Source organism: Bifidobacterium oedipodis (genome assembly GCF_012932425.1).
GTDB lineage: Bacteria > Actinomycetota > Actinomycetes > Actinomycetales > Bifidobacteriaceae > Bifidobacterium > Bifidobacterium oedipodis.
Window position 1 is genome coordinate 549,721 of record NZ_JAAIII010000001.1, and the last position, 25,184, is coordinate 574,904.

The 25,184-nt window shown below is 56.0% G+C and carries 14 protein-coding genes; 3 read left to right on the forward strand and 11 right to left on the reverse strand.

Going from position 1 to position 25,184, the window contains the following annotated elements; translation table 11 throughout:
• The first annotated feature begins 14 nt into the window (after positions 1 to 14).
• A complete protein-coding gene (locus G1C95_RS02370; RefSeq protein WP_169171315.1) occupies positions 15 to 1,529 on the forward strand; it encodes an ABC transporter substrate-binding protein in 1,515 nt (504 codons plus the stop codon).
• A gap of 39 nt (positions 1,530 to 1,568) precedes the next feature.
• Positions 1,569 to 4,325 (forward strand): valine--tRNA ligase, encoded by a 2,757-nt coding sequence (valS, locus tag G1C95_RS02375; protein WP_169171316.1) that lies wholly within the window; start codon positions 1,569 to 1,571, stop codon positions 4,323 to 4,325.
• Between the two features lie 89 nt (positions 4,326 to 4,414).
• Here valS and G1C95_RS02380 read toward each other — a convergent pair whose 3' ends face one another.
• On the reverse strand, positions 4,415 to 6,514 hold the full coding sequence (locus tag G1C95_RS02380; RefSeq protein WP_169171317.1) for a hypothetical protein: 2,100 nt from the start codon (positions 6,512 to 6,514) through the stop codon (positions 4,415 to 4,417).
• Between the two features lie 151 nt (positions 6,515 to 6,665).
• Between G1C95_RS02380 and G1C95_RS02385 the strand changes: the two genes are divergently transcribed.
• Positions 6,666 to 7,130 carry a hypothetical protein gene (locus G1C95_RS02385; protein ID WP_169171318.1) on the forward strand — a complete coding sequence of 155 codons (465 nt, stop codon included), beginning with the start codon at positions 6,666 to 6,668 and terminating at the stop codon, positions 7,128 to 7,130.
• 76 nt (positions 7,131 to 7,206) lie between these two features.
• Here the strand turns inward: G1C95_RS02385 and G1C95_RS02390 are convergent, their stop codons facing one another.
• From G1C95_RS02390 to G1C95_RS02435, 10 genes are all read right to left on the reverse strand, one after another.
• Complete coding sequence (locus G1C95_RS02390) at positions 7,207 to 8,520, reverse strand: ATP-binding protein (RefSeq protein ID WP_169171319.1); 1,314 nt, start codon at positions 8,518 to 8,520, stop codon at positions 7,207 to 7,209.
• 150 nt (positions 8,521 to 8,670) lie between these two features.
• Positions 8,671 to 9,708 (reverse strand): class C sortase, encoded by a 1,038-nt coding sequence (locus tag G1C95_RS02395; protein ID WP_169171320.1) that lies wholly within the window; start codon positions 9,706 to 9,708, stop codon positions 8,671 to 8,673.
• Positions 9,705 to 10,154 carry a transposase gene (locus G1C95_RS02400; RefSeq protein ID WP_169171321.1) on the reverse strand — a complete coding sequence of 150 codons (450 nt, stop codon included), beginning with the start codon at positions 10,152 to 10,154 and terminating at the stop codon, positions 9,705 to 9,707. The genes G1C95_RS02395 and G1C95_RS02400 overlap by 4 nt, the downstream gene beginning before the upstream one ends.
• A 195-nt stretch (positions 10,155 to 10,349) precedes the next feature.
• Positions 10,350 to 11,585, reverse strand: a complete 1,236-nt coding sequence (locus G1C95_RS02405; RefSeq protein WP_169171322.1) for a SpaA isopeptide-forming pilin-related protein — start codon at positions 11,583 to 11,585, stop codon at positions 10,350 to 10,352.
• 178 nt (positions 11,586 to 11,763) lie between these two features.
• The gene (locus tag G1C95_RS02410) at positions 11,764 to 16,041 is read right to left on the reverse strand and encodes a Spy0128 family protein (protein WP_169171323.1); all 4,278 of its coding nucleotides are present in this window, start codon (positions 16,039 to 16,041) and stop codon (positions 11,764 to 11,766) included.
• Positions 16,042 to 16,414: 373 nt separating this feature from the next.
• Positions 16,415 to 17,380, reverse strand: a complete 966-nt coding sequence (locus tag G1C95_RS02415) for a class C sortase (RefSeq protein WP_169171324.1) — start codon at positions 17,378 to 17,380, stop codon at positions 16,415 to 16,417.
• The gene (locus tag G1C95_RS02420) at positions 17,377 to 17,889 is read right to left on the reverse strand and encodes a hypothetical protein (RefSeq protein ID WP_169171325.1); all 513 of its coding nucleotides are present in this window, start codon (positions 17,887 to 17,889) and stop codon (positions 17,377 to 17,379) included. The genes G1C95_RS02415 and G1C95_RS02420 overlap by 4 nt, the downstream gene beginning before the upstream one ends.
• Positions 17,890 to 17,981: 92 nt before the next feature.
• Positions 17,982 to 20,078, reverse strand: a complete 2,097-nt coding sequence (locus G1C95_RS02425; RefSeq protein ID WP_169171326.1) for a SpaA isopeptide-forming pilin-related protein — start codon at positions 20,076 to 20,078, stop codon at positions 17,982 to 17,984.
• Between the two features lie 72 nt (positions 20,079 to 20,150).
• Positions 20,151 to 24,299: a Spy0128 family protein gene (locus G1C95_RS12690; protein ID WP_169171327.1), complete on the reverse strand. Its 4,149-nt coding sequence runs from the start codon at positions 24,297 to 24,299 to the stop codon at positions 20,151 to 20,153.
• A 379-nt stretch (positions 24,300 to 24,678) separates the two neighbouring features.
• Entirely contained in the window at positions 24,679 to 25,071 is a 393-nt protein-coding gene (locus G1C95_RS02435; protein WP_169171328.1) for a chorismate mutase, read from the reverse strand.
• Positions 25,072 to 25,184: the final 113 nt, after the last annotated feature.

Sequence of the window (25,184 nt, forward strand, 5' to 3'; positions counted from 1 at the left end):
TAGACTGTGGTGGCATGCGAAGCACACGGAACAGCGGACTGGTTAGTTGGGGTATCTTCCTCGGAGTTACGCTGATACTTTCGGCACTGGTCTGGGCAGGCTGGTCCATAATCCATCGTCCAAGCTCTGCCGACGGCACCGGCCAGAGCAACGCCACCGTGCGCATCGGAGTAACGGATATGCCGCAGTCGCTGGACGTGCGCACCACACCCAGCAATGCCGCCGAACGTCTGATGCTTGACAACGTGGTCGAAACCCTGCTCAGCGTCGACCAGCAGAATCAAGTGCAACCGGCGCTGGCCACCCGATGGACCACGTCAGGCGACGGGCTGACCACTACCCTGACCATCCGTAAGAACGTCACCTTCTCCAACGGGCACACGCTGGACGCGGCGGATGTGGTCGCCTCCCTGCAACAGGCAGTGACCAATCAGGTATCCGGCTTCGAAGAACTCGGCAATCTCACGTCGGTGACCAATCCCGACTCATCCACCGTGGTTATTACGCTCAGCCAGCCGAATCCGACGCTGCTGCGCGCGCTGTCCGGCCGCCTCGGCATGGTGTTCGACGCCGAGGCCAACGATCCGACCATCGGCTCCGGGCCGTTCACCGTAGCCGATTTTCAGCCCGGCCAATCACTGACTCTGCATCGCAACGATGCGTATTATGGCACCAAGGCGGCCGCCGGCACCATAACCGTCACCCAATACGCCGATGACACCGCCGTCACCCAAGCCCTGAACGACGGCACTATTGACATGATCGCGCCGGCGAGCGCCACTGCGGCGGCCTCGTTCGCCGATCAGTCGACGTTCACGGTGAGCAAGGGGAATACCACAGATAAGGTGTTGCTGGCGTATAACAGCGATACCGATGCCCTGCCGTCCGACGAACAGATACGCAAGGCTCTGCGCTATTTAATCGACGCAGCGGGTATTGCATCCAGCCAGCCGGATTCGGCGGGCGCACTGGGCGGGCCAATCAGCCCATTGGAAACCGGCTACGAGGATCTGACCGGATTGTTCCCGCATGATGTGAATCAGGCGGCCGATATGTTCGGCTATTTTTCGCCAGAGTTCCTGCCCGGCGTCAATCTGGTGGTCAGCGAGCAGTATCGTGCGCTGGCGGAAACCATCGCCCAGCAGATCAGCCAGGTGCCGCGCCCGCAGGTGAATCTGGAGGTGCTCAGTCAAGAGGAGTATGACAAGCGCATTCAGCATGGCGACTGGGAGTTGACGATCATATCCATGAGCGATTCCGATGGCTTGGGCTCGTTCGCTGACCCAAACTCAATGTTCCATTACAACAATGCGCAGGTGCAAACCTTGTATGCGCAGGCGCGGGCCTCCACTAACGAAGAGGATTACGCCAAGAATATCGCCGCTTACGCGCGTGCGGTCAGCGAGGATGCGGCCAGCGACTGGCTGTATACCAAAGCCTGTTTTACCGTGGCAAGCACGTCGGTTTCCGGCTATCCGACCGCACTGATCGACCAACGCATGCCATTGGTCGGCGTCACCAAGAGCTAGCCCTTCTCTTGTCATGCAACGTGCATAAACTCAGGGCTTATGACTGAAGGCAACTCCACTATTATCAACGCCAACCTCACCGCTCTGCCCGACAAAGTCGGCGTGGACGGCCTGGAGGACAAATGGCGCGCCGTTTGGGATGAAAACGGCACCTACAAGTTCAATAAGGACGGCAAAGTGCTCGACCGCAAGGCCGTGTATTCCATCGACACCCCGCCGCCCACCGTCTCCGGCTCCCTGCACGTGGGTCACGTGTTCTCGTACACGCATACCGATGTGATCGCCCGCTACAAGCGCATGCAGGGCAAGGAAGTCTTCTACCCGATGGGTTGGGACGACAACGGCCTGCCCACCGAACGCCGCGTGCAGAACTACTATGGCGTGCGCGTGGACGTAAGCCTGCCTTACGATCCGGATTTCAAGCCGCCGTTCGAGGGCACCGATGGCAAGAAAATCGACGCCAAGGATCAGGTGCCGATTTCCCGCAAGAACTTCATCGAACTGTGCGAACGCCTGACCGCCCAAGATGAGAAGCTGTTCGAGGCGCTGTGGCGCAAGCTGGGCCTGTCGATCGACTGGTCGCAGACCTACCACACCATCGGCGAGCATCCGCAGCGCGTGGCGCAGAAGGCGTTCCTGCGCAACCTCGCCCGCGGCGAGGCCTACCAGCAGGATGCCCCCGGCCTGTGGGATGTGACCTTCCAGACCGCTGTGGCCCAAGCTGAGCTGGAAAGCCGCGAATACCCCGGCTTCTACCACAAGATCGCGTTCCGTTTCGAAGACGGTACCCCGATTTACATCGAAACCACCCGCCCTGAGCTGCTGGCTGCCTGTACCTCGCTGATCGCCAACCCCGACGACGAGCGTTACAAGCCGTTCTTCGGCAAGGAAGTCTATTCGCCGCTGTTCAAGGTCAAGGTGCCGATTCTGGCGCATCCGGCCGCTGAAATGGACAAGGGTGCCGGCATCGCCATGTGCTGCACCTTCGGCGACGTGACCGACGTTGAGTGGTGGCGCGATCTGAAGCTGCCCACCCGTTCCATCATCCAGCGCAACGGCCGTATCATCATGGATACGCCGGACTGGATCACCGACGAGGCCGGCCGCGAGGTGTTTGCCGAAACCGCTGGCAAGACCACGTTCTCTGCTCGTAAGATCATCGTCGATAAGCTGCGCGAATCCGGCGATATGGACGGTGAGCCGACGCCGACCAAGCGTATGACGAACTTCTACGAGAAGGGCGATAAGCCGCTCGAAATCGTCACCTCCCGCCAGTGGTATCTGAAGAACGGTGGCACGGACACCAAGCTGAACGCCGAGCTGATCGAGCGCGGCAAGGAGCTGGAGTTCCACCCCGATTTCATGCGCGTGCGCTACGAGAACTGGGTTCATGGCCTGAACGGCGACTGGCTGATCTCCCGCCAGCGCTTCTTCGGTGTGCCGTTCCCGCTGTGGTACCCGGTGAAGGCCGACGGCACCGCCGACTACGATCATCCGATCACTCCTGCTGAGGATCTGCTGCCCATCGATCCGACCATCGATGTGCCGGCCGGCTACGAGGAGTCGCAGCGTGACCAGCCCAACGGCTTCACCGCTGAGAAGGACATTATGGATACGTGGGCGACCTCGTCGCTCACCCCGCAGATCGTGACCCACTGGGAGGAGCCGGACGAGGCTTCCAAGGCCCTGTACAAGGCCACGTTCCCGATGGATCTGCGCCCGCAGGGCCAGGACATCATCCGCACGTGGCTGTTCTCCACCATCGACCGCGCGCACTTGGAGAACCAGTGCCTGCCGTGGGCGCACACCACGCTATCCGGTTGGATTCTCGACCCCGACCACAAGAAGATGTCGAAGTCCAAGGGCAACGTTGTGGTGCCGAACGAGCCGATCGAGAAGTTCGGCGCGGATGCCGTGCGCTACTGGGCTGCCGCCGCTCGCCTTGGCCTGGACGCCACCTATGACATCGGCCAGATGAAAATCGGCCGCCGTTTGGCGATTAAGCTGCTCAACGCCACGAAGTTCGCGCTGGCGATTGGCCGCGAGGACGAGAACCATCATGTGGGCAAGCCTGCTGTTGCCGCTTGGAACCCGGCTGATGTGACCGAGCCGCTCGATCGCGCCGCCATGGCCAAGCTGGCCAACGTGGTGCGCACCGCCACCGAGGCGCTGGAGGCTTACGAGCACTCCAAGGCGCTGGAGGCGATCGAGAGCTACTTCTGGCAGTTCTGCGATGATTACATTGAGCTGGTGAAGAACCGCGCCTACGGCACCGCCGACGAGCAGGGCAATGTGCCTTCCGAGGCTGCCGTGAAGTCCGCACGCACCGCGCTGGGTCTGGGTCTGGACGCATTCGCCCGTCTGCTGGCACCTTACCTGCCCTACGCCTGCGAAGAGGTGTGGAGCTGGATGCACGCCGGTTCCGGTTCCGTGCACCGCGCTGCTTGGCCTGTTGCCGATCCGTATGAGCAGGCTGCTGGCGATGTGTCCGCCGACGTGCTGGATTGGGCCGGCAAGGCTGTGGAGCAGCTGCGCAAGATCAAGTCCGAGGCCAAGGTCTCTATGAAGACCCCGATTCTGGCTGTTAAGCTGGTTGCCCCGGCTGAGGGTGCTGAGGCAATCAACGCTGCCAAGGCTGATATTGCCCAGGCCGGTCGCGTGAGCGATATTGCCAAGTTCGAGCTGGTTGCCAAGACCGCTGACGAGGCTGAGGCTGATGAGGCTGCGGCCGACGCCGTGGCCGTGGTATCCAGCGAGCTGGGCGAACCGCCGGTTAAGGCACCTAAGAAGGCCTGATAAGAGAAAAGTTTGTGAGTTTGATGGGGGCCGCTTAATTCAGGCGGTTCCCATCACCTTCTGACTTGCTTTTGACTTGTCTCTGACTGTTACACCGTCGGAATCACGATAAGATATCGGATTCCGGCGGTTTTTTGTTGGGTGGATGTGCCGTCAGTTGATTGCGTGAACTGTGTGAGCTGTTCCAGCTGTTGTGCCTGTTCAAGCTGCGCGATGGCCTGCGCGATCAAGTCGCCGGCGTCACCCAATTGCACGGTTTCGCCGATCAGCCTGCTCATGTCATGTTTGAGTAGGGTGCCATTGTTGCCGAAGCCAAACAGTATTGGCGCAGCGTTCTCGATATTGTCGGCATCGCCGGCGTTGCCGGTTGCATTGTCATCGCTGGTATCCGACTCACCGTTGTCGCTAGTATCGTCGGTACTACCAGTTGTGCCCGTCTTGTCGGCATTCTTCGCCGTATCGCCGGCATTGCCCGAATCTTGCGTTGCCGCATCCTGATGCGCGTCATCCGACGATTTACCGCCTGAGCCCAAGGCCGAAGTCAGGCCGCTGGCGTAACTCATCACGTCGCCAGCGCTCATCTGCATGCGATCATCCACCAGCGATGCGTTCGGATCGGCCGCGTTCTGCTGTTTGGCAGCCTCAGCTTGTTTGCGTGCGACCTCCGCTTTGCGCTGCGCTTCAGCGGCTTTCGCTTTGCCATAGAACGACTGCGCTTGAGTATCCACCAATCCAGTAGCGCTGTTCTGCGCACCATCTGACTGCGTCTGCGTGGAGGCGAACTGATCGGAGAATCGCAGCAGAATCTGCTTTAACGCAGTGGACTTGCCCGTATGCTCGCACGCCGTGGCCAACGTGGCCATGGCGGTGTCAACCTTGGCTTGGGCGCTGACGAGCGCATCACTGCCGTCGGTGGAGGCAATGGCCTGCGCCTGATATGCGGCGGCACCAGAGGACGATCCTCCGGTAAGCATGCTGAGGTTGGCCGTGTATTCGTCGGTGTAGGCCATCGAATACGGAATCATCGCCGCAGACAGCTGATTTTGCCCCTCGGTATACTGCTTTGCCCCGGCTGCGGCCTCTGAGGCGGCTTCGGCGGTCAGATCGTCGACTAATCCAGTGGTGCCCTGCTGCTGGATACGACGGATCACCTCGTCCAACGCCTGCACTGCGCCGGCATGCTGGTGTGCGGCGCTCACATTGTTCACCGCGTCGGCCAGCTCAAGCACCGCCTGCGCCACAGGCGTATCCCCAGAGAGTTCGCCGGCCGTGCCCATCAGCGCGGGCAGTTGCGTGGAGGTGCCGATCGAACCGGACAAGTGGCTGGTGTATGAGCCCACGTAGGCGGCCATATAGTCATGGAATGCCTGGCTGTGGGCGGATTCACGCTCGGCCACTACGGATTTGTTCAGCTCACGTTCGCGTTCGCGCAGTGCCTTGAGCTGATCGATGAGCTGCTGATGCGCGCTGGAACCAGCATCGGTGAGCGAATCGACTAGTGCGGCAGCTGTATCAGTCAGCTGGGTGGTATCAGACTGAGCGATATCAGACTGAGCGGTATCAGACTGCGTGGTGCTGGTCGGCAGCACAGCGAGCGCGACTGGACTCATGGTGAAGTCCTTCGCATTCATATAGCAGGTGACGTGCAGCGTATCGCTCGGCTGCCCGGCTGCGGTGACTAGCATATTGCTGCCTTGTGCGCTTATGGATACTCCGGCATCTGCGGATAGGTTCTCGGCAGTACTGGCAGGAATGCTGAAGGCGACTACCGGAATTGTGTCATTTGCGCTGGCAGCAGCGACGGATGAAGATGAACGGTCGGAAGACGTGAACGAATCGGAGGGAGCGACAGTAATGCTGATGCCCACCAAACCGCTTGCACCGCGCACGGTATCGGCGTCAACGTTGGGACCGTCCAACGAATAGCTGATATGCACTGTCCACGGCAGTGCGACAGCATCGGAAGGAATGCGCTCGACACGTGCTTGAGCTGTGTCAGAAGTGCCAAATCCAGCCACATACCAGCGGGTTGGCGTGGGATTCGTAGCGGAATTCATCACCGCATATACGTCGCTTGCCGCGGCCAATGTCGGCCCATAATCCGCAGCCGGCGGGCGAGACAGCCACACGCCGCCAACGGTACCGACCACGCACAGGGCACAGGTGACCGCGGCGGCGATACGTTTCATTCCCTATCCATTCGACATGGCGTCCAATAATTCCCGTCCTAATGTAGTCCTCACCGGGGCATGACGTAACAGTTCAACTCACCTTTCTGCGGAAAACCACACAAGTCTGTTGACGCGCCTACACTGAAGTCGCTACGCAAGGGGGATCATCATGGAAGATACCAGGTATTTGTCCGCCGCCGAGGATGTCGAATCCGATGACGTGCTCAACGAACGCGTACTGCGAATGTGCGTGGGGGTGGGGTTCATTTTGCTGATCGCGTCAATATTCACCCCAGCGTCCTGGCATCTTGGCGGACTGCATCTGCTGGATGCATTCATCACCGTCGGTTTTCTGGTGATTATCGTGCCGCTGCTGATGGTGTCGGTGCATCAGTTCAAAACGCGTAAGCATTTCGGGGTGATACTGCATCTGATCTGCCCGGTGATTGGCCTGCTGATGCTGGTTTCCCGCATGATATTGCAGCCGCTCGGTGCCACCACCGTGTTCCTGAATCTGTGGTCGATTTTCGCCACATTCCTGATTTTCCCACTGTTCCAGCAACTGATCGAACTGGTCAGCGGCAGCGTAGACATGATTACGGACGGCGTCCAAGTCCGCTACGACAACGATTAAGTAGTTTAAGCAGCGGGCTTAGAGCCGCTTTCACCAATCACGCAAGCTTGATTGTGACGCCTCAAGCCCCTTACTGCTATTCCGCTGAGAATAGTCCTACGGCGTAGACCGGGATATACATTATGCTGCCAGACGCTTCGACGTTGCCGTTGTACAGCACGTATGCCTCATCAACATGGCAGTTGGTGGATGCAAGCGCATTGTCTAACGCGGCATGACTTTTGTATGACCTGCCGGATTTGACTTCGAACACCACTACCGTGCCATCCGCTCGCTCAATCGCCGCATCTATTTCGCCTATCGCTTTCGATTGGTAGTAGCGCGTCTGGAATCCGTGCGCTGCCAGTTCCTGCACGACGAAGTTTTCATAGGTACTTCCCAAATTCACGCTTGGATTATCGTCAAGGATGTCTCGGCTTGCTTCTTTGGAATAGGCACCTGTCAGCAGGCCCACATCGGAATAGAACAGTTTGATTTTGTTACGGTTCTCCGATAAAAGGAACGGGTGCGCCAGCTCGGCAATATTGTATTGAGCCAACGCCACTCCAGCATTGGTGAGCCAGAGAAATTCATCCTGCACTTGCGTGAATCGTTTCACTCCTTCGATGGATCCCAGATGGAACCGACGGCCGGAATGCAACAGTTCGCTCGGCACTAGGTCATAGATATTCTGAATTACCAAACGCCGGTCTTTCGGCGCATATTTGCTGATGTCTTCACGATAGTAGCGGCGAAGATCATTCTGAATTATCCGCACTTGGCCGATATCGTTGGATTGCAGAAACGCGTTCACAGCATCTGGCATACCGCCGACGAGCAGGTAGCGCTTGAACAAATCAGCGAACCGATTGTGCAGATAATCGGCTATGGGTTTACGTTGCGATACGCATTGACGCAGCATGTCGAATGCCGTTTCGGGCACGCCGTTGGCCCAACAGAATTCCTCGAAGTCCATCGGGAACATGCGCACTTCTGTCAGATAGCCAACGGGGATGGAACGGATGTTATCCAAAGCAACGCCGAGCATCGAACCGGAGAGGATGAAATCATAGTTGCCTTTATCCACCAGGTACTTGATGAATGTGACGATTTGCGGGCATTCCTGCACCTCGTCAACGATGACGACCGTGCTTCCCGGAACCATATCGACATCAGACATTACCGACATACGCAGTTCAAGGTCCTGGGCGCTTTGCGCTTGAGCGAAGGAATCTCGCGCACGCATGTTGTCCACGAGGTCAAACATCACCACATGATCATAGGATTCCTCGGCGAAAGCGCGGATCAGCGTGGATTTGCCGACTTGGCGTGCACCTGTTACCAGCAACGCCTGCTTGGTTTTATGCTCTTTCCAAAAACGAAAACGCTCCAAAGCCTTACGTCGCAGCATGTCGCCTTCTTCCCTCGAAATCATTGCCTTTTCTACAGCATATGACACAAATCAGAATTTCAAGACCGCCTAAAACGACATTTTTCAGAATTTCAACACCCTCTGAAATGACACTTTTCGGAATTTTGAGACCCCTTAAAACGACACTTTTCAGAATTTGCTGCGTGCGGGTGCCTTATGTGAAGCATGCGATACATGTGGCGTATGCGTTGTATGCGTTGCGGCCGGTTTGACGTGTCGAGCGATGCCGAGAGCGTCTCGCTTTGAGCGGCGGATATGGCGCACGATTCGAATGGAGGCCCATCCGGCAACAAGCATGCCTGCAGCCGTCCAGATACCGAGGGTGCGCGCATCGTGCAGATTTGTGGGATCCGGGGCGGGGTTGGGCACCGACACCCGATGGCCGGAAATCAGCAGTCGATGCGTGTTCACACCATACGGCGTGCAGGTCATCAGCGTCACTCTGTCTTCGCCGGGCATGATGGTGAGTTCCGAGGTGTCGTCTGGTTCGATCACGGTAATGCGATCCACTTTGTAGCCGAGGGTTTTTCCCATCACCTCGATGTAGAAGAAGTCGCCCGGTTCCAGTTCGTCCAGTCTGGTGAACATGGCTGCGGACACCAGGCCACGATGCCCGGTGATCACGCTATGAGTCGACTTCCCTCCCACTGGCAACGATGTGCCATACAGGTGGCCGGCACCACGGGCGAGCGCGTCATCGCTGGTGCCGTGATAGATCGGCAGTTCAATGGAGGCTTCAGGCACGCGAATAGTGCCCATCACTCCCCCGCCTGCATTCAACTGCGACTGGTAGTCCTCGTCTTGAGATGCGGCGGAATCGCCTGTATCCGAGGTTTTTGATTCGCCGGCCTGCGTGGTGAAGGGATCGGCGGCCTCTCCCAAGATGGTTTGGCCTTGTTCGGCCAGACGCTTGTTATAGTCGCGCGCGGCTTCGAGCACGCGCTCGGCCTGAGGATATGGCCATCCTGCCACCTGCTCGGCTGCATTATTTGATGCCGCGGCTAAGTTGCGCGCGGATTTCCATTGCAAAACCAGCGGATAGCCGACCACGCCAATGGCTGTGATAAGCAGCACGGCGATCACGGCGCGCATCGCCATCAGCCGACGATTCAGCGCACGATATCGGGCTTGGATGTCTGCAATGCCCAGGGCTGCTGTGAAACTCATGGTTTCGGTGCGGTCGCGGCACGCAATCGTGCCACTTCCTGTTCCAGTTCGTGGATGTGCAACGACTGTTGGTAGATGATCAGATCGCGCAGATCGTAGCGTTTGTCTCTTGATAGCGACATCACCGACTGAGTGACGTCGTCGGGCTCCACTACATCGACTTTGCCGTCGAATAGTGATGAAACGCCTTTGTCCATCGCCAAACGAGCTTCTTTGACAAGCCTGTCGTCTTGCTTCCACCGCGCCACGCATCGTTCGATGCGTTTAGAACCGATCAGCGAAGGCTCGAGACCCGATTGACGAAAAAACGCCGACGGCGAATGCCCGGAAAGATAATCGGCAAGGCATGTGACTTTGAACTCGTGGGTGTAACTGATACGTGTGCTGCTCACATGTTTCACCGCGGGCAGCATACTCAGATATGCCGCCTCTTCCGGAGTGAACATACGCCGGCCTGGATGCATGTTCGCTTCTCCCTTCTCCATATGCGCTGCCATGGTGCGCCGTCACGATGTACTGTCATGACGTACCGTCACGTGCTGTGCGGGGCGCGCGATTTTCTCGCTCACCCCGCACAGCACGTTTCGGGAATAGTCTGGTCTGAACAATCAGAATGATGGTTGTACAACCAGTTCTGCGGGTCAGACGATCAGCGTCTTCTTGGCACCACGCAACTTCATGTACACCACGCCAGCTGCACCAGCCAGCAGCAGACCGATTGCGCTGAACACAGCGATACCCGCACCACCCGTATGAGGCAGTTCGGACGGGGTCTTTACATTCAGCACCGTCGTCAGGTATTCATGCTTCGGATTGCTCGGGTTAACCAGGCCATTCGGATCATTCACGGCCGTCGCAACCCACTTCTTGGTATCTTCGTTGTAGGTGAGCTTAAAATCGCCCTTAAAGTCCTTGTAGCCGGAGGCCACCTGGTACTCCTGCACGTAATAGCTTTTTTTCGTGACGTCAAGCATCTTGAGCGTAATCACGCCACCCTCCGGTGTCTGCAGCTCAGTCACCGCGCCGGGGGTTTCGGCAGTAGCGACAGTGTACGTGCCGTTCGACCCGGTGAAAAATACGATCTTAGCGTTGTCGACACTTTCACCCTCGTAGACCTTGAATATTGCTCCCTGCACTCCATGATCTTGCGCGTTGATCTTCTTGAATTCAAATTCCGGATGATTGTCAACATCGCTCGTATCTTTGGTATCAACCGCACCCGTGTTGCCTGACGGACAGTTGGCACCGGTGAGCGGAGTACCAACCAGCATGTTCTTCAACGGATGATATGTAGTGGTCTGATCATTCGTCTTGTATACTTGGGCACCAGAAGTGTCCACGATCAGCCACAAACCAGACGAATTCATAGTGAACGTAGCCGTTTTGTTCTTATCGTCAATTGCGATTTTACTGGAATCGATAGCGCTCACATTGGTGAAGTCTATGCCCGGATCGTCGGCGAATGTACGCCACTTGGAGGAGTTCTCCGTCTTGCTCAACCAAGTCATCGCGTCGCCATCCTTGGACTGATTGTATCCAAGAGCGGTGAGTTTGCTGATAATCCCCGTATCCTCAGTGATACTCTCGAGCGTCAGGTATTTGCCGTTGTTTAGGTTGTAGTTAGCCAACTTGACTGCTTTGAACGTACGGTTGCCCGTAGCAACCCCATCCGTGAACGTCTTGAGCGCGTTCGCATCCGTCACCGTCAACGTAATCGTCGTGCCGTTCTCCTCGCAAACTGCGGACTGAGTATCAACACTGAGATTAGAATTATTGTCACCAGTTTCACCGTCCTCGGCGTAGGCACTGGAAACGCCCATGGCCAGACCTCCGAACAGTGTTGCGGCGGCTACGAGCCCCGCGAAAAGTTTCCTCATCCTCATGAGAACCCTCTCTTCCTATTGTGTTGTTGTTTTGCGGGCGACAGCGAAAGTACCTGCACAACACCACCGGCAGGTACCGGGTCAAACCACACCCGTGCGCTACCGCCGCCGCAAATCTTGATATTGGTTATTCAGTTATTCATGTGCGATCGCCGGCACCATCGGCCGCGAATCACACAAGCAAATTTGACCAGCCGCCACGTTTTCGCCATTCGCTGTAGGCCAGCCACGCCAGCACCGAAGCACCAGCCAAAACCAGTCCCCACAGCAGCCACTGACGCCCAGTCGCCCCGCCCGTAAACGGCAACGACGAAACAGGCTCCCCAAACGAATTCGTAAACGTGGCGGTTGGTGGTTCCTGTGTCTCAGAGGTATTGAAATCCCACACACTCGTCTGGGCAGTATTGTTGCCGGATGGCGTGGAACCGCTATCGTTCTTGGCCTGGGTCATCGTGGCGTTTACTGTGAGCTTGTTACTTTGCCCGAGCGATACTTTCACGTTGAGTGTGTAGCTGGCCTGAGAATAATTCATGCTTGTTTTGCCATCAGGTATGACTTCGGTGATCGTATAATCAAAGTCCAGCTCTGAAGGCCAAGGCCAACCTTTATCTTCTTTAAACAAAGCAAACGTATAAACAATTCGGCCAAATGACTGTACCGACTCTCTCGCATCATTTGATGGCTTGGCAATTGTCACTGTACAGGTCCGCTGTCGATCAACGGCCTTCGGCTCGCACGTCACACCTTCACCAATAGGCATTGGCGTCATATACGTCTTAGTGCCACTGCTTGTTGTACCGGTCACGGTCTCAGGTGCCGTTATTCTAAACGTATACGACTCATCTGGCCATTCCCCACCGGTGACGATTTTTTTAACCTGCAGCGGTAGCGAGACCGTCTGGGTGGACGGCGTATTCTTCACCTGAATGGTGGTGGTACCGGAGAACAGCTTGTCAAGTACTTTATCCCCTAAATTATCTTTCAGGGTGCTATCTACACCTTTATCACCGTGGTTCTGCTTCACATCAAGGTTCGACCAGCCGGCATCGTTCATCAACGCCACATCCTCGAACGAAGCGTCGGTATCCTCGCTAGGATTGGTCAGACCATATTGCAGCACGGCACCGCCCTCACCATATGTGAGATAAAGCGGGTTTCTGGCATCCTGTTTGGATTGTTTCCAACCATCAGTGCCGGCACTGCATGAAACGGAGCCATCATCGTTATATGTGAGGCTGCCCGTGGCGGAAGATCCATTAGCGTCTTCGCCGCACACCTGCAAAGTAGCGGTGACATCACGCAAGGTGGTGCTGTACTGATCATCGGTCGCAAACTCAGCCATGCTACGCACCAACGAGCCCACGCCCTTCCAGACGCGCACATCATCGCCGCTCTTGCCTGCATCGGCGTAAATGCCTTGGTTGGAAACGATGATATGGGTGGCCTGTTTGGTCGCCGTATACATGCCAGTAGTCAGTCCCGGCGCCTGTGTCTCGATAAGATAGTATTCACCGTTCTTCAGCACTTTTCCCGATGAGGGGAATTCGGCGGCGCTCTGCATCAGCGTCTTACCACTATCAAGCCCCACGTTACTGGTGACCAACTCAGGTTGAGTGGTTTGCCGGTCGGTAAAAACCTCTTTATCATTCGGAGTCACTTCGCCGGTCTGTTCATTGATATTGACCTGATCCTTCGAATACAGGGTGAACTGCGCTGTCAATTGCGAATTGATCTTGGTCACCGGCACCCACTGCTCATCCGTTTTCTGCACAAAGAAACGGTTCTTAACGTTCGGAACCTTCAGGTTCATCGAGAACTGACGACTCCACATCTCACCAGGCGTCGTGCTCTCGATATACAAACGTGTCGTGTTGCTCTCTGACACGTTGGCAATGGCTTTCGCCGATGTGTAGTAGTAGCCGACCGTGTATTTGACATTGGCGAACTGACCGATGTTGCTATCGGTCGCCGACGCGCCCACCTTGGATTCGATGACGTTGTAGTATGTATCGATATCGCCGGGAAGCTCATCAGTCACCGTTTCAAATCCGCCGCCCACATTCAGAGTGAACTGGTATGCGGACTTTGTGGATGTGGAAACGGCTTGAGCCACATCGGCAATCGAGCTAACCGGCCTGTTTTCGGGATAATACTTATATCCGCTCAACACATCACCGGTCACGACTTTCCAATTCGATGAAAGGTCAGCCACATCTTTCGGCTCACCTTTGCCCTGATACATCAGGATGACGGCGAACAGTCTTCCACTACGCAACTCGTCGTTGGTAAGTTTTTTGCCTTGGCCTTTTGGCTTGCTCGGATCATATCGATAGATATCTTGTGGCGCTTTGACCATCACACCGGCGTTGGCATACGCGCCGGTATCCCACATGTTGTCTTTGTCTGCGACCACATACCCGCCGAACTGTTGGTTTCCGGTATCACTCGGCGGTACATATTTCAAATGGATGTCATCGGATTTTCGATATCCGTCAGGGACCGAGGTCTCTTTCAGCACGTAATAGTCATTGTCCTTGCTACCCTCGGGATGCAACAGATCGAAGGAAATTGGCAAACCGGTATTAGAGTTGCGCAGCACCAGTTCGCCTGTTTTTTGGTCCGTGGTGCCCCTCGCAACCAACGCATCATTTCCGTCGATGATTTTGTAGTTCTTGTCGGCCTTGTACAAGTCGAATCCCACATTGGGAATCGGATTACCGGACTGGTCAACTTTCGTGACATTGCTTTCCGGAATATTCACCAGATTAAAGCTCAGACGCAGGTTGGACGCCTGGTTGCCTCGCTCCAGATAGAACATCCTGATGGTGTGGTAGCCGTCATCTTTGAAGATCTCCGTCTTATTGCCTGACTCATCCTCGACTGTCTGCCAATCGGCTTCTGAATATTTGCCGGCCTTTTTAAATGCTTCGGCCAATGAATAGCTTTCGTAGCCTGAACTGTTCAGTTCAATCGAACCATCGTTGTTGACGACGACGTTGCCAAACGTAATCTTGCCTGTAGCAAAGTTGATTGTGGTTCCCACAGGATTATGAATGCCGCCCAAGTCTGCCACCAGCACATCGTCGATATAGATCCATACATCGTCGTCGCCGGCGAAATTGTAGGTCATATCGTATGTTTCGCCATCCAAGCCTTTGATTTTGCCCTTATTCTGCGTAGTGAAACGTGTAGACATGGTCAAGCCGAAATAATGGTTGAGGGCGCCACTCATATCATCCGCTTTAATGCCCTTCGACTGAAGATTGCCGTTGGCGTCCTCCGTGCTTTCGAACACGCTTTCCGCCGAATTGAGGGGGAAGAACTGGGTTCGATCGTTCTTTGAATCCACGCCACCGCCATTATTCACCGCGCCGGTGTCGTATAGCTTGAACTCGTTGCTGGCCTCATCATAGGATGCAAAGTTCTCATTGCTGTCGTAGTAGTAGTATCCCTTGTCATCAATCTGCAACAGGTTCCCGACGTTGGGATACGACGCTTTGCCTTCGCTGCTTTTGGTCGGATCGAATAGGTAATCCAATGATTCATTGGTTTCCAATGATGGACCTTGATTTGTGGCCCTGAACATACCATTAGTACTTGTTCCTGCAAGCTGCGGATAATCGTTGACCAACGTATTCGAGACGATGCCGGTACGACGCAAATCCCTATTGCCTGATTCTATTTTTCCCGTCCAGAAATTGGCGTCGCCTCTATCCTGAACCCCACACTTCGTCTTGTCCGTACAATTGTTGAAATCCGCCTGGTTTGCGTTTTTCAGAAACTTCAACGGATGATCTTTGTTGATGTAACTATCGTAGTTGTTAGTACGAGTCTCATTAATCGGCTTTTTGTTTATACCGTCATATCGATCCCAGTAATCGAACAAATCGATGCTGGTGCTGCTGGGCGTCACGCCCGGGACCTCATGACTCTTGAACATCGTCGCGACGGAATCATCCACATCGCTCTGGGTATCTGCGGCTGAGGATTCCTCATTCGCAGTTGCTGATTCATCCGTGTCGCCCGTGGCATCGGATTCGCCGGAGGAGGCAGACTCACCAGAGGAGGCAGACTCACCATCCATGGCACCGTCGGATGCATTGCTATCAGTTACATCACCGCCGTTGGATGCACTGTCATCAGTTACATCACCGCCATCGGATGCACTGTCATCAGTTACATCACCGCCATCGGATGCACTGTCATCAGTTACATCACCGCCATCGGGTGCATCATTGTTGGAGTCATTGAAACCATCAGTGGCGCCGCCGGTAGCGTCAGTGGAAGTATCGGCGGAACCGTTTGAAGTATCCGACTCTCCTTGTTCAGGGGATTCAACCAGCGTCTGGGTCTGTTCCAAGGAGGTTTGATCGGTATCTGAAGGGTTGGCCATGGCGACGGCGCCCATGCCAAGTGTCGATACGGCGACCAGTGCTGCCACCGCAGACATCACATACTTATTCAGATGCTTATATGGAAGCCCCCCCCCCCGGATGTTTTCCGTGTCGCATGCTTACGATCCTCTCTCTTTACCCCACGTATCATCCACCATCATCATTGGCGGCGATAGGCCCCATAATACCCCCGAATTCACTTGTCGTTCACTCCTATTTTCGGGGGTCTCATCCCTCTAAAATCGCTATATAACATGAATATCACAATATTGACAGCCACCCTTTTTACCCTTCAAATATCACAGGAGCACATTGCGTGCGGCGTGGCGATGTGATACCTGTGCCCAATCCGACAGCTCTCATGCCTCAGCGATTAGCAATTGACCTCATTGCCGGCATCAGCAATACAGCAACGCCAGCAGCACAGCATCAGCAGGCAGCATGCCGAGCGATACCAAGCACATCACGCTTAGAACGCCGCACATGACGCACCACACGAACAGCAGTCCACCCAACGGCCAGCACGCCGACCCCTGTCCAAATACCGAGGGTGCGCGCATCATGCAAATCCGTAGGATCCGGGGCAGGGTCGGGAATCGACACTCTGTGGCCAGAGACCAGCAAACGATGCGTATTCACGCCATACGGCGTACAGGTCATCAACGTCAGACGATCCTCGCCCTGCACAATGCGCAGCTTGGAGTCATCATCCGGCTCAATCACCGCAATATCGTCCACCTCATAGGCGAGCGTCTCCCCCATCACCTCAAGATAGACAAAATCCCCCTTGCGCAGCTCATCGATGCGCGTGAACATCAGCGATTCCACCAAACCGCGATGCCCAGTGATCACACTATGCGTCGATTCCCCGCCCACCGGCAACGACGTTCCATACAAATGGCCGGCGCCACGCGCCAATGCAATATCGCTGGTGCCGTGGTATATCGGCAGTTCAATCGACACTTTCGGAATACGAACGGAACCCATCACCCCATCGCCCGCATCCAATAGCGACTGGTATTCCTCATCCTGCTCTGCCGCGGAATCCTCGGCATCCGACGCATGGGAACCGCCCGCCACACTCGCGAATGGATCCGATGCCTCACCCAACACATTCTGGCCTTGCTCGGCCAGCCGCTCATTATATTCCCGCGCGGCAGCCAGACTCTCCTCCGCCTGCGGATATAGCCACCCAGCCACCTCAGCTGCCGCATCGGATGACGTGGCGGCCAATTCTCCCGCCGAACGCCACTGCAACGCCAATGGATACCCTACCGCCGCAACGGCGGCAATCAGCAATACCGCAATTATCGCGCGCATCGCCGTCACCTGCCGCCGCAACCGCCTCCGGCTGTCCATCCAATCGGCGATATCTATGGCGTCTTCGAAACTCATACTGCCGATTCGCCCCCACTCACGCTTTCAGCATCATCTTCGGTCTCGTCCGCACCCCGAGAACGATACCGACACAACTCCTGCTCCAATTCATGAATATGCAAAGACTGCTGGTAAATCACCAAATCACGCAGATCCACGCGCGCACCATTGGACTTTGGCAGGGCAACACGTGCGACATCATACGGAGACACAGGCACTCTTGCGCTGTCCAGCGATGGCCTGCGCGCCCTGCCCTCCAAAATGGCCCGAGCCTCATCCATGAGATCCGGCGATTGTTTCCACCGCGCTATGCATCGCTCGATGCGTTTGGGCCCCACCAACAGAGGGTCAAGCCCCACTTGCCGAAAAATCGCGGAGGGAGATTCTCCGGCCAAATACGCGCGAAGACAATCGACTTTGAAGTCGCGCGTGTAACTGATGCGCGTGGTAGTCACGCGACTGACAATAGGTAGCATACTTAAATAAGCCATTTCATCTGGCGCAAATTTTCGGCTACCGGCAGACACAACACTTCCTTTCTGCTTTGTGGCCAATATGCGTGAGGGACGAACGGTCTCCCGCTCGCCCCTCACGTGCGTTTGGCGTCAGCGCAAACGCATCAGACGCGAAGAGCCTTCATGGTTCCACGCATCTTGGCGTACACCATAACAGCCGCACCTGTGAGTAACAGCCCCACTACAACGAATAGGGCGATGCCGGCGCCGCCGGTAAGCGGCAGTTCGGTTAGGTTCTTGGCGTTCTTGATGTTCACCAGCGGACGGTCAGCGGTGTTGCCCTCGACGATATCGGTGGACAGCGAGTCACCGCTGAGATATGGCGTGATCAGATCCCATGTACCATCCTTGGAGAACGCAACCGTGTATGCGCCATCGGGTTCCGGCTTGGTGTTCTGGCCCGTCCACGTGATGGTGACAACGGTCTTCGGCTTGACGGACTGCAGGTATCCGGTCGGTGCCGTGGTCTCCTCAACCTCATACTGGCCGGCTGCCAGACCTGAGAAGTAGAAGCGACCATCCGAATCGGCAATTTCGGAGAACTCGTACGGAGTCTCGCCTTCGGCCTTGGAATCGGTGGCAGGGGTGGGCACCCACTCACCCTTGTCGTTCTTGGTCAGGTACTTGCCGGCATACTTGCCGTCAAGTGCCTTGATGGAGAACTTCGCGCCAGACAGGTTGCTGTTATCGGAGGCCGCAACCTTCTGGAAGCCGAAGTCGAAGGTGAACACCTCAGGTTCCGGGCCGGGGATGGTACCGGTGGAGTCGCCGTCCGGCTTGTTGGAGTAGGTCAAATCGACCTTGTTCGGATTGCCCTCGACGCCGATCACCGCGTCGGAGTTCAGCGTGGCGGAATAGTCGACGCGAATCTCCTTGCCGATGTACGCGTTGCCTTTCTCCTTGCCAACGATCGTATTGTTGATCCACTTGGACAGGTCAACGCGCAGCAGTGTGCCGCCAACATAGTCACCGGTAGTATCGGCAACATCGCTGATGGTGATCAGATAATCCGTATCCTCAGCCAGCGTGAGCCAATCGTCGTCGTCAGACGGGTCAGGATCGTCCGTTTTGGCTACGCGCACGACGATGCCGGTGTGGCTCTGATCCGTGTCAGTCACCTTGTCGTTCAGGGTCAGGCCCTTGGAAAGGGTATCGTTCAGCGTCAGCACATAGCTCAGATAATTCGTGCCGTCACACTCCGCCTCGGCGTCGACAGTGCCGCACTTGGTTTCGTAACCGGTGGTGTTCGGCACCTTGGTGGACAGCTTGTAGTCGATGACATCGCCCACGTTCTGGTCGGACTCGTTCACCGGCTCTTCGTTGTACTCACCCTTGGCTTTGAGGATCTCCTTGTTCACCTCGATCAGCTCGTTCTTCACGGCGACTGCGCCAAGCTCCTGATGCTCGAGATCCTTGCCGGCAAGCTTGGTTCCCACCAGCATGTGGATGGAGGCCGTGTACTTGGACGGCTCATCTTGCGAGGGTTCGATAACGTCACCGGTGGAGGAATCCATGATGATGTAGATGCCCGGCGTCAGACCGCTGATGGTTACGGTCGCCTTGCCGCGTTCCGCATATTCGGTGGTGGCGTCGGCCACGCCCTCGAACACACTGCCCACAGTGTCGTCACCATCGCCCAATACTTCGACGAGGTCACGCAGCAGACCGGCGTAATGTTCGGATTTCAGGGATGACGTGGTGTCGCGGTTGTCCGTGTTGCCAGAATCCGTTGCTTCATAGCCCAGGAAGTAGCGGGCGATGAACGCAACCGGATTGTCCTTGTATACGCTGGCCTTGTAGTCGTTGTATGCCGTGCCGCTGATGGTTACGGCATCCGTCCCCTCACCTTCGATGATGTCGGGGCTGATGAATTTGTCATCAGCATCCTTAACGCCTTCAATGGTTTTCAGTGCGTTCTCGACCTTGGCCAGCACATTGGTTTCGGTTCTTACAGACACGCTGGCCAGGGTTTCCTTGCTGGCATCGGTCCATTCGCCGCCGTCATACGCACCGAGCAGCACTGCCTTGAAGGTGTGGTCTTTGAGCTGCGCGGCATCGCCTTGCAGCACGATGGACTGGGTCTGGCCCAGTTCGTCGGCTGTTACTGCCAACGTATCATCCGCGTTGGCAGTCGATACGCCAAGTGCCAGGCCGCCCAGCATCGTCGCCGCGGCGGCGAGTCCGGCAAAAAGTTTCCTCATTCTCATGAGAATCCTCTCCTCCTATTCATTGGTTATTTGTTGTTGGTGTGTTGGGTTAAGAAATGAAGCTGATCACATCATTGAGAAGGGCAAACCATGTCGTTTGCACCACTCGTTGTAGGCCAGCCACGCCAGTACCGAAGCGCCGGCCAGGGCAAGCCCCCAGAGCAGCCATTGGCGTCCGGTCGCACCACCGGTGAATGGCAGGGATGAAACCGGGAATCCGAAGGAATTCGTGAATTCGGCGACGGCCACTGCGGGATCCGTTTCATCGGCGTCAAAACCCCACTGCGAATCGAACATGAGTTCGCCTTTACCGCCGTCAACACTTACACCGCCGTCATCCGTGTTACGTATCAACGTCACGCGAACCGTCAGAGCATTGCTGCCCTTGCCACTCACCCAATCGCGGGTTACAACCACCTTCAACGTGTATCTGGCCTCCGAATACGTCATGCCATCAACGGCACCCTCGGCTGGTTTAACTTCGCTGATGGTGTAGGTGAATTCTAGGGGCGTTCCATTCTTGTCTGCGTCTTCCGGCCAACCTGTCCGCTGGAACAGGCGTGTCGTGAAGGTGATCTCGCCGAATGAGACCTCGTCCTCGGTTCCCGATTCCGGTCTGGTCACCGTCACCGTGCAACTGCGTTCGGCATCGGCAGCCTCATCCGAGTCGCATTCCACGCCATCGCCGATGGGCAGCGGCGCCGTGACCTTTTGGCCGTTCGAAGCCGTTGCCTGCGCAGGATCCGCCGTCAGTTTGAACGTGAACTCGTCACCGACCGCCCAATCACCGCCCTCGACGATCTTTTTCACCTTGAGTGGCACCTTTACGTTGGACTTGTTCGCCCTGTTGCGCACCTGAACGGTGGTGGTGCCAGAGAACAGAGCACTCAAATCAACCTGACCAAGATCGCCGCTGACAAGATTCTGCTTCTTGGAAGAGTCGACTTCGTGCTCTTCATAGTTCTGGGTGACAGTCATGTTCGACCAGCCCTCGTCGATCATCATCGACACATCCTCGAACGATGAATTCGGGGCGTTGTCATCCGTCGGACGATATTGCAGCACGGCACCATTCGCGTCATACGTCAGGTACTTCGTCTGGGAGTCCTCGTCGCTCCAATCTGACGACCACGTACACTTGCCATCGGTACAAATGGGGTCATCATCTCTTGTCTGCAGCGTGGCCTTGATGTCGCGCAGCGTGGTATCGGATTCATCGTCGGAGGCGAACTCGGCCATGGTACGCACCAAAGAGCCCACGCCCTTCCACACACGTACGTCGTCGCCATATTCCTTGATGCTGCCATCATCGTTTTTGACGTCCACACTCGATGTGCCGGCATCCGCATACACACCGCCGCTGGTGACTACCACCTTGGTGACCTGATTGGTTTTCGTGTAGCCGTACGTATTCGGGTCGCCCGTCTCCATAAGGTAGTACACGCCCTCTTTAAGAACGTTGTCGCCCGTGGGGAACACCAAGGCACTGCGCATCAGCGTTTTGCCACTATCGGCACCCACATTGTCCAAGACGAGATTGGGCTTGGTGGTCGCGCGATCGTAGTATTTATTTGTATCCTTCGCAGTTACTTTGCCAGTATTTTGATCGATATTGACCTGATCCTCCGAATACAGTGTGAACTGTATCGTCAGATTCTTGTCGATATCGGTCAGAGGCGTCCAGTTCTCGTCCGTCTTCTGCACGAACAGCCGGTTCTTGATGTTCGGCACATGCAAGTTCAGTGAGAACCTACGCGTCCATTGCGTGCCCGCATCCTTGCCTTCGATATACAGACGATGGGTATTCGTGCCATCCGCATCGGCCAGTGCGCCTTCGGTGAAGTAGTAGGCGACCGTGTACTGGGTCTTCGACTCATCTCCACCGGTGTCATGCAACAGGTTGTAGTAGGTGGCAATGTCGCCGGGCAGTTCCGGGATGGTGGCCTGGTAATTGTCCGTCGTCATCTGGAACTGATACGCGGTATCGTCCTTCTTCGCCGCCTTGGCCACATCCCCTATGGCATCTTCGTCCGTCAGATGAGTCAGCTCATAGCCCTCAAGGCTGTTGCCCGACACCACGCTCCAGCTTGTGGAAGCGCCAAGTTCCCCATCATTCCCTGTACGCTTGAGCACCACGGCGAACAACGTGCCTTTTTTCAGAGCATCGCTGCTGATTGGCGTGTCGGAAGGTTCCGTGGAATCATTTGGATCCTTCAACAGGTACACGTTCTCCGGCGCGGACACCAGCAAACCAGCCTTCGCGTAGGCGCCGGTCTTCCAAATGTTGTCGCTTTTCTCGGTTTCCGACTTCTGGGTCTCCGACGTGACATAGCCGCCGTACAAATTGCTGCTCGAAGTCGGCGGATGGTAGTCCAACCGTATGTCGCCGGAGGAACGGTAGCCCGTCGGCGTGACGGTCTCCTTCAATACATACTTCGTATACCCCGAATTCTGGTAGATCTGGTCGAACGAAAGCGGGGTGTTCTCGTCACCCGGAACCGTCAGCAGCAGGTTACCGTTATCATCGGTCGAGCCCGAGGCAATTGGCTGGTCGCTCTCTTGCCCATCCGAACCAATGCCATACAACTCGAAGCCCGCGCCCTTGACACCGACACCGGACTGATCGACCTTGGTAATCACGCTCTGCGGCACGGTCACCAAGTTGAACTTCAACGCCAGGTTGGAATCCTGCGCGCCACGTTCCAGATAAAACATTTTGAGCGTGTGGTATGTCTCATCGGCGAACGTGTAATGACCATTGTCGGTTATCACCCAGCCATCCTGCTCAGAATCAATCCCGAACACTTCGTCAAGATATTCGACCCTCGTCCGCCCTTCCTTGAACGAACCGTCTTTATTCAGGGCATCGCCGTACGTGATCGTTCCATCTTTGAAGTTGATCGTAACGCCGGCAGGATCATGGATGCCGCCCAGATCGGCCACCAGCTTTCCGTCGATGTAGATCCACACATCATCATCGCCAGCGAACTCGTAGATCATGTCGTTGTCACCGACTTTGCCGCCATCCTGCTGGATGAATCGTGTGGACATGGTCATGCCGAAATGATGGTTCCAATCAGAACTATTGGATCTGGGAATGTCATCCTTCTGCACCAGCTCCCCGTCCTTGATGTCGAACACCTCGCTGGCGGTGTTGAAGGGAAAGAACTGGGTGCCATCCATCACCCCGGTGCCGCCACTGGTGATGGCACCCTTCTCATACACATCGAACCTGTGGGTGCTTTCATTGTACGACGCGAAGTTTTTCTTACTGTCGTAGTAGTAATAACCTTCGTCATCAATCTGCAGCAGATTGCCCACACTGCTGTAGGCCTTCATGCCATCCGCATCCGACGTGGTCCTCGACGCGTCGAACAGATAGCTCAACGACTCCGTCGAATCCTCGTCCGAGGTTATCGCACCGGTTTCCGCCTTCGTGCTGGCCTTGTCACGGAACATCGCATAATCGTCTGACTCGTCGTCCGGCGTATCGTTACCATCCTCGTTGTTGGCGGTGCCGGACAGATACGGGTAACCATCCTCACCGAGTTCCTTCGCGACGATGCCTTGGCGAGGGCCGCCCCGTTCGTACTTCCAGCTATCGATGTTCTGCCCGGCTTCGCCTTCCTCGTAAGGTTCCTTGTTGGTGTTCTTCCCCGTACTGTCACCCGTCCAGAAATTCGCATAACCACGATCCGGAACACTGGCATCCTTGCCCACTTCGGTGCATAGCTTTTCTTCCGTTAAGACGTTACCCTTCTCATCCGTTAAGGGCTTGCCGTCCTCACCCGTCTTTTCCACCGTGCAATAGAAATGGTTCTTGGGATTGGAGTTGCTCGAGAACTTCAGTGCATGACCATTGTTGATATACGTGTCATAATCATTGCTCACCCCCTGATTAGACGCATTCCAATAGTCGAACAGGTTGATTGTCGTACCGGCCGGAGACACCGTATCCTCAACACGGAACTCATCAAAATCGCTATCCTGCAGTTGAGTGTCAGCCGTTGCGGACACATCATCCTGCTGAGTGGTGGTATCGGATGCGGCATCCGATTCGTTGCTTTGCACCTCCAACCCCGACTGGTCGGTCTGACTTGTCTGGTCATCGGATACAACCAACGTATTTGTAGTTTCCTGAAGCGACTCTTCGCCGGAGGCAGGATCAGCAATCGCAACAGATGCGCTCCACAGCATCGCGATGGATACCGCCACCGCGCTCACCGTTGTTACAACGCGATTATGGATACCCCCCCCGTGATAATTTCGTTCGCTGTGCCTTGTGCTTCATAAGTGTTCCTTCACTTCCCACGCATACGCCTGCGCAAAGATTCCACTCACGATACCCCCATGCGCAAGCCCCTTCACACCCCCCAACAACCGGCTAAAGCCCTCGAAAATAAGGGCTGCAAGGTCTTCGCTTCGAGATCATCGGCTTTCGTCCACACCCCCGAAACCAGTGTGAAATTCACAAAAAAACATGGGACATTATCGCTAGTCGCGTATTTAGCGCACAAAAAAGCCGGCGCATATGCACCGGCTCGCAACACAGCAAAGATTCAGTAAAGAATCAGATATGTATATAAGGGCTCTATTAGGCGAATACGTCAAGCACGCCGGGATCGCCACCGGCAGCGGCGATGCGTGCATGGCGCTTCTTGGCTTCAGTAACCACGAATTCGCGGTACATTTCGGCGATATCGGGATCCAGCCCCGCGTCCACGGCGATGCGGTGCAGCCGCTCGATCTGATAATCCTCGCGCTTCATATCCTCGGGCGCGAAACCGGCCTGGGCCTTGAGCACGCCTACGCGCGACGTGGCTTTGAATCGTTCGGCAAGCAGCGAGATAATCGCCGAATCGACGTTATCAATAGTCTGGCGCAGTGCGGTAATAGATGCCACAGCCGCCGCGGTTTCGGGGTGCTGCGCTGCCTGCGCCTCGTCGATGGTGGAGTTCTGCCAGTCGCTGCCTGTCGTATCGCTCATAAACACCAGCCTACTACCAAACGGCCCCGCGCACCGCGCACGCCAGCCTCGACAAGCGAACGGTGTCGGCAGGCCATCTCTCATCTCAAGCGCATGCATACAAAAAGTGGCCG

Bases quoted from the DNA above. Each gene is read 5' to 3' on its own strand.
- G1C95_RS02425 (WP_169171326.1), bottom strand. From the start codon at position 20,078: ATGAGGAAACTTTTTGCCGGACTCGCCGCCGCGGCGACGATGCTGGGC.
- G1C95_RS02405 (WP_169171322.1), bottom strand. From the start codon at position 11,585: ATGAGGAAACTTTTCGCGGGGCTCGTAGCCGCCGCAACACTGTTCGGA.
- G1C95_RS02435 (WP_169171328.1), bottom strand. From the start codon at position 25,071: ATGAGCGATACGACAGGCAGCGACTGGCAGAACTCCACCATCGACGAG.
- G1C95_RS02390 (WP_169171319.1), bottom strand. From the start codon at position 8,520: ATGCTGCGACGTAAGGCTTTGGAGCGTTTTCGTTTTTGGAAAGAGCAT.
- valS (WP_169171316.1), top strand. From the start codon at position 1,569: ATGACTGAAGGCAACTCCACTATTATCAACGCCAACCTCACCGCTCTG.
- G1C95_RS02385 (WP_169171318.1), top strand. From the start codon at position 6,666: ATGGAAGATACCAGGTATTTGTCCGCCGCCGAGGATGTCGAATCCGAT.
- G1C95_RS02415 (WP_169171324.1), bottom strand. From the start codon at position 17,380: ATGAGTTTCGAAGACGCCATAGATATCGCCGATTGGATGGACAGCCGG.
- G1C95_RS02400 (WP_169171321.1), bottom strand. From the start codon at position 10,154: ATGTTCACTCCGGAAGAGGCGGCATATCTGAGTATGCTGCCCGCGGTG.
- G1C95_RS02395 (WP_169171320.1), bottom strand. From the start codon at position 9,708: ATGAGTTTCACAGCAGCCCTGGGCATTGCAGACATCCAAGCCCGATAT.
- G1C95_RS02410 (WP_169171323.1), bottom strand. From the start codon at position 16,041: ATGTCTGCGGTGGCAGCACTGGTCGCCGTATCGACACTTGGCATGGGC.
- G1C95_RS02370 (WP_169171315.1), top strand. From the start codon at position 15: ATGCGAAGCACACGGAACAGCGGACTGGTTAGTTGGGGTATCTTCCTC.
- G1C95_RS02380 (WP_169171317.1), bottom strand. From the start codon at position 6,514: ATGAAACGTATCGCCGCCGCGGTCACCTGTGCCCTGTGCGTGGTCGGT.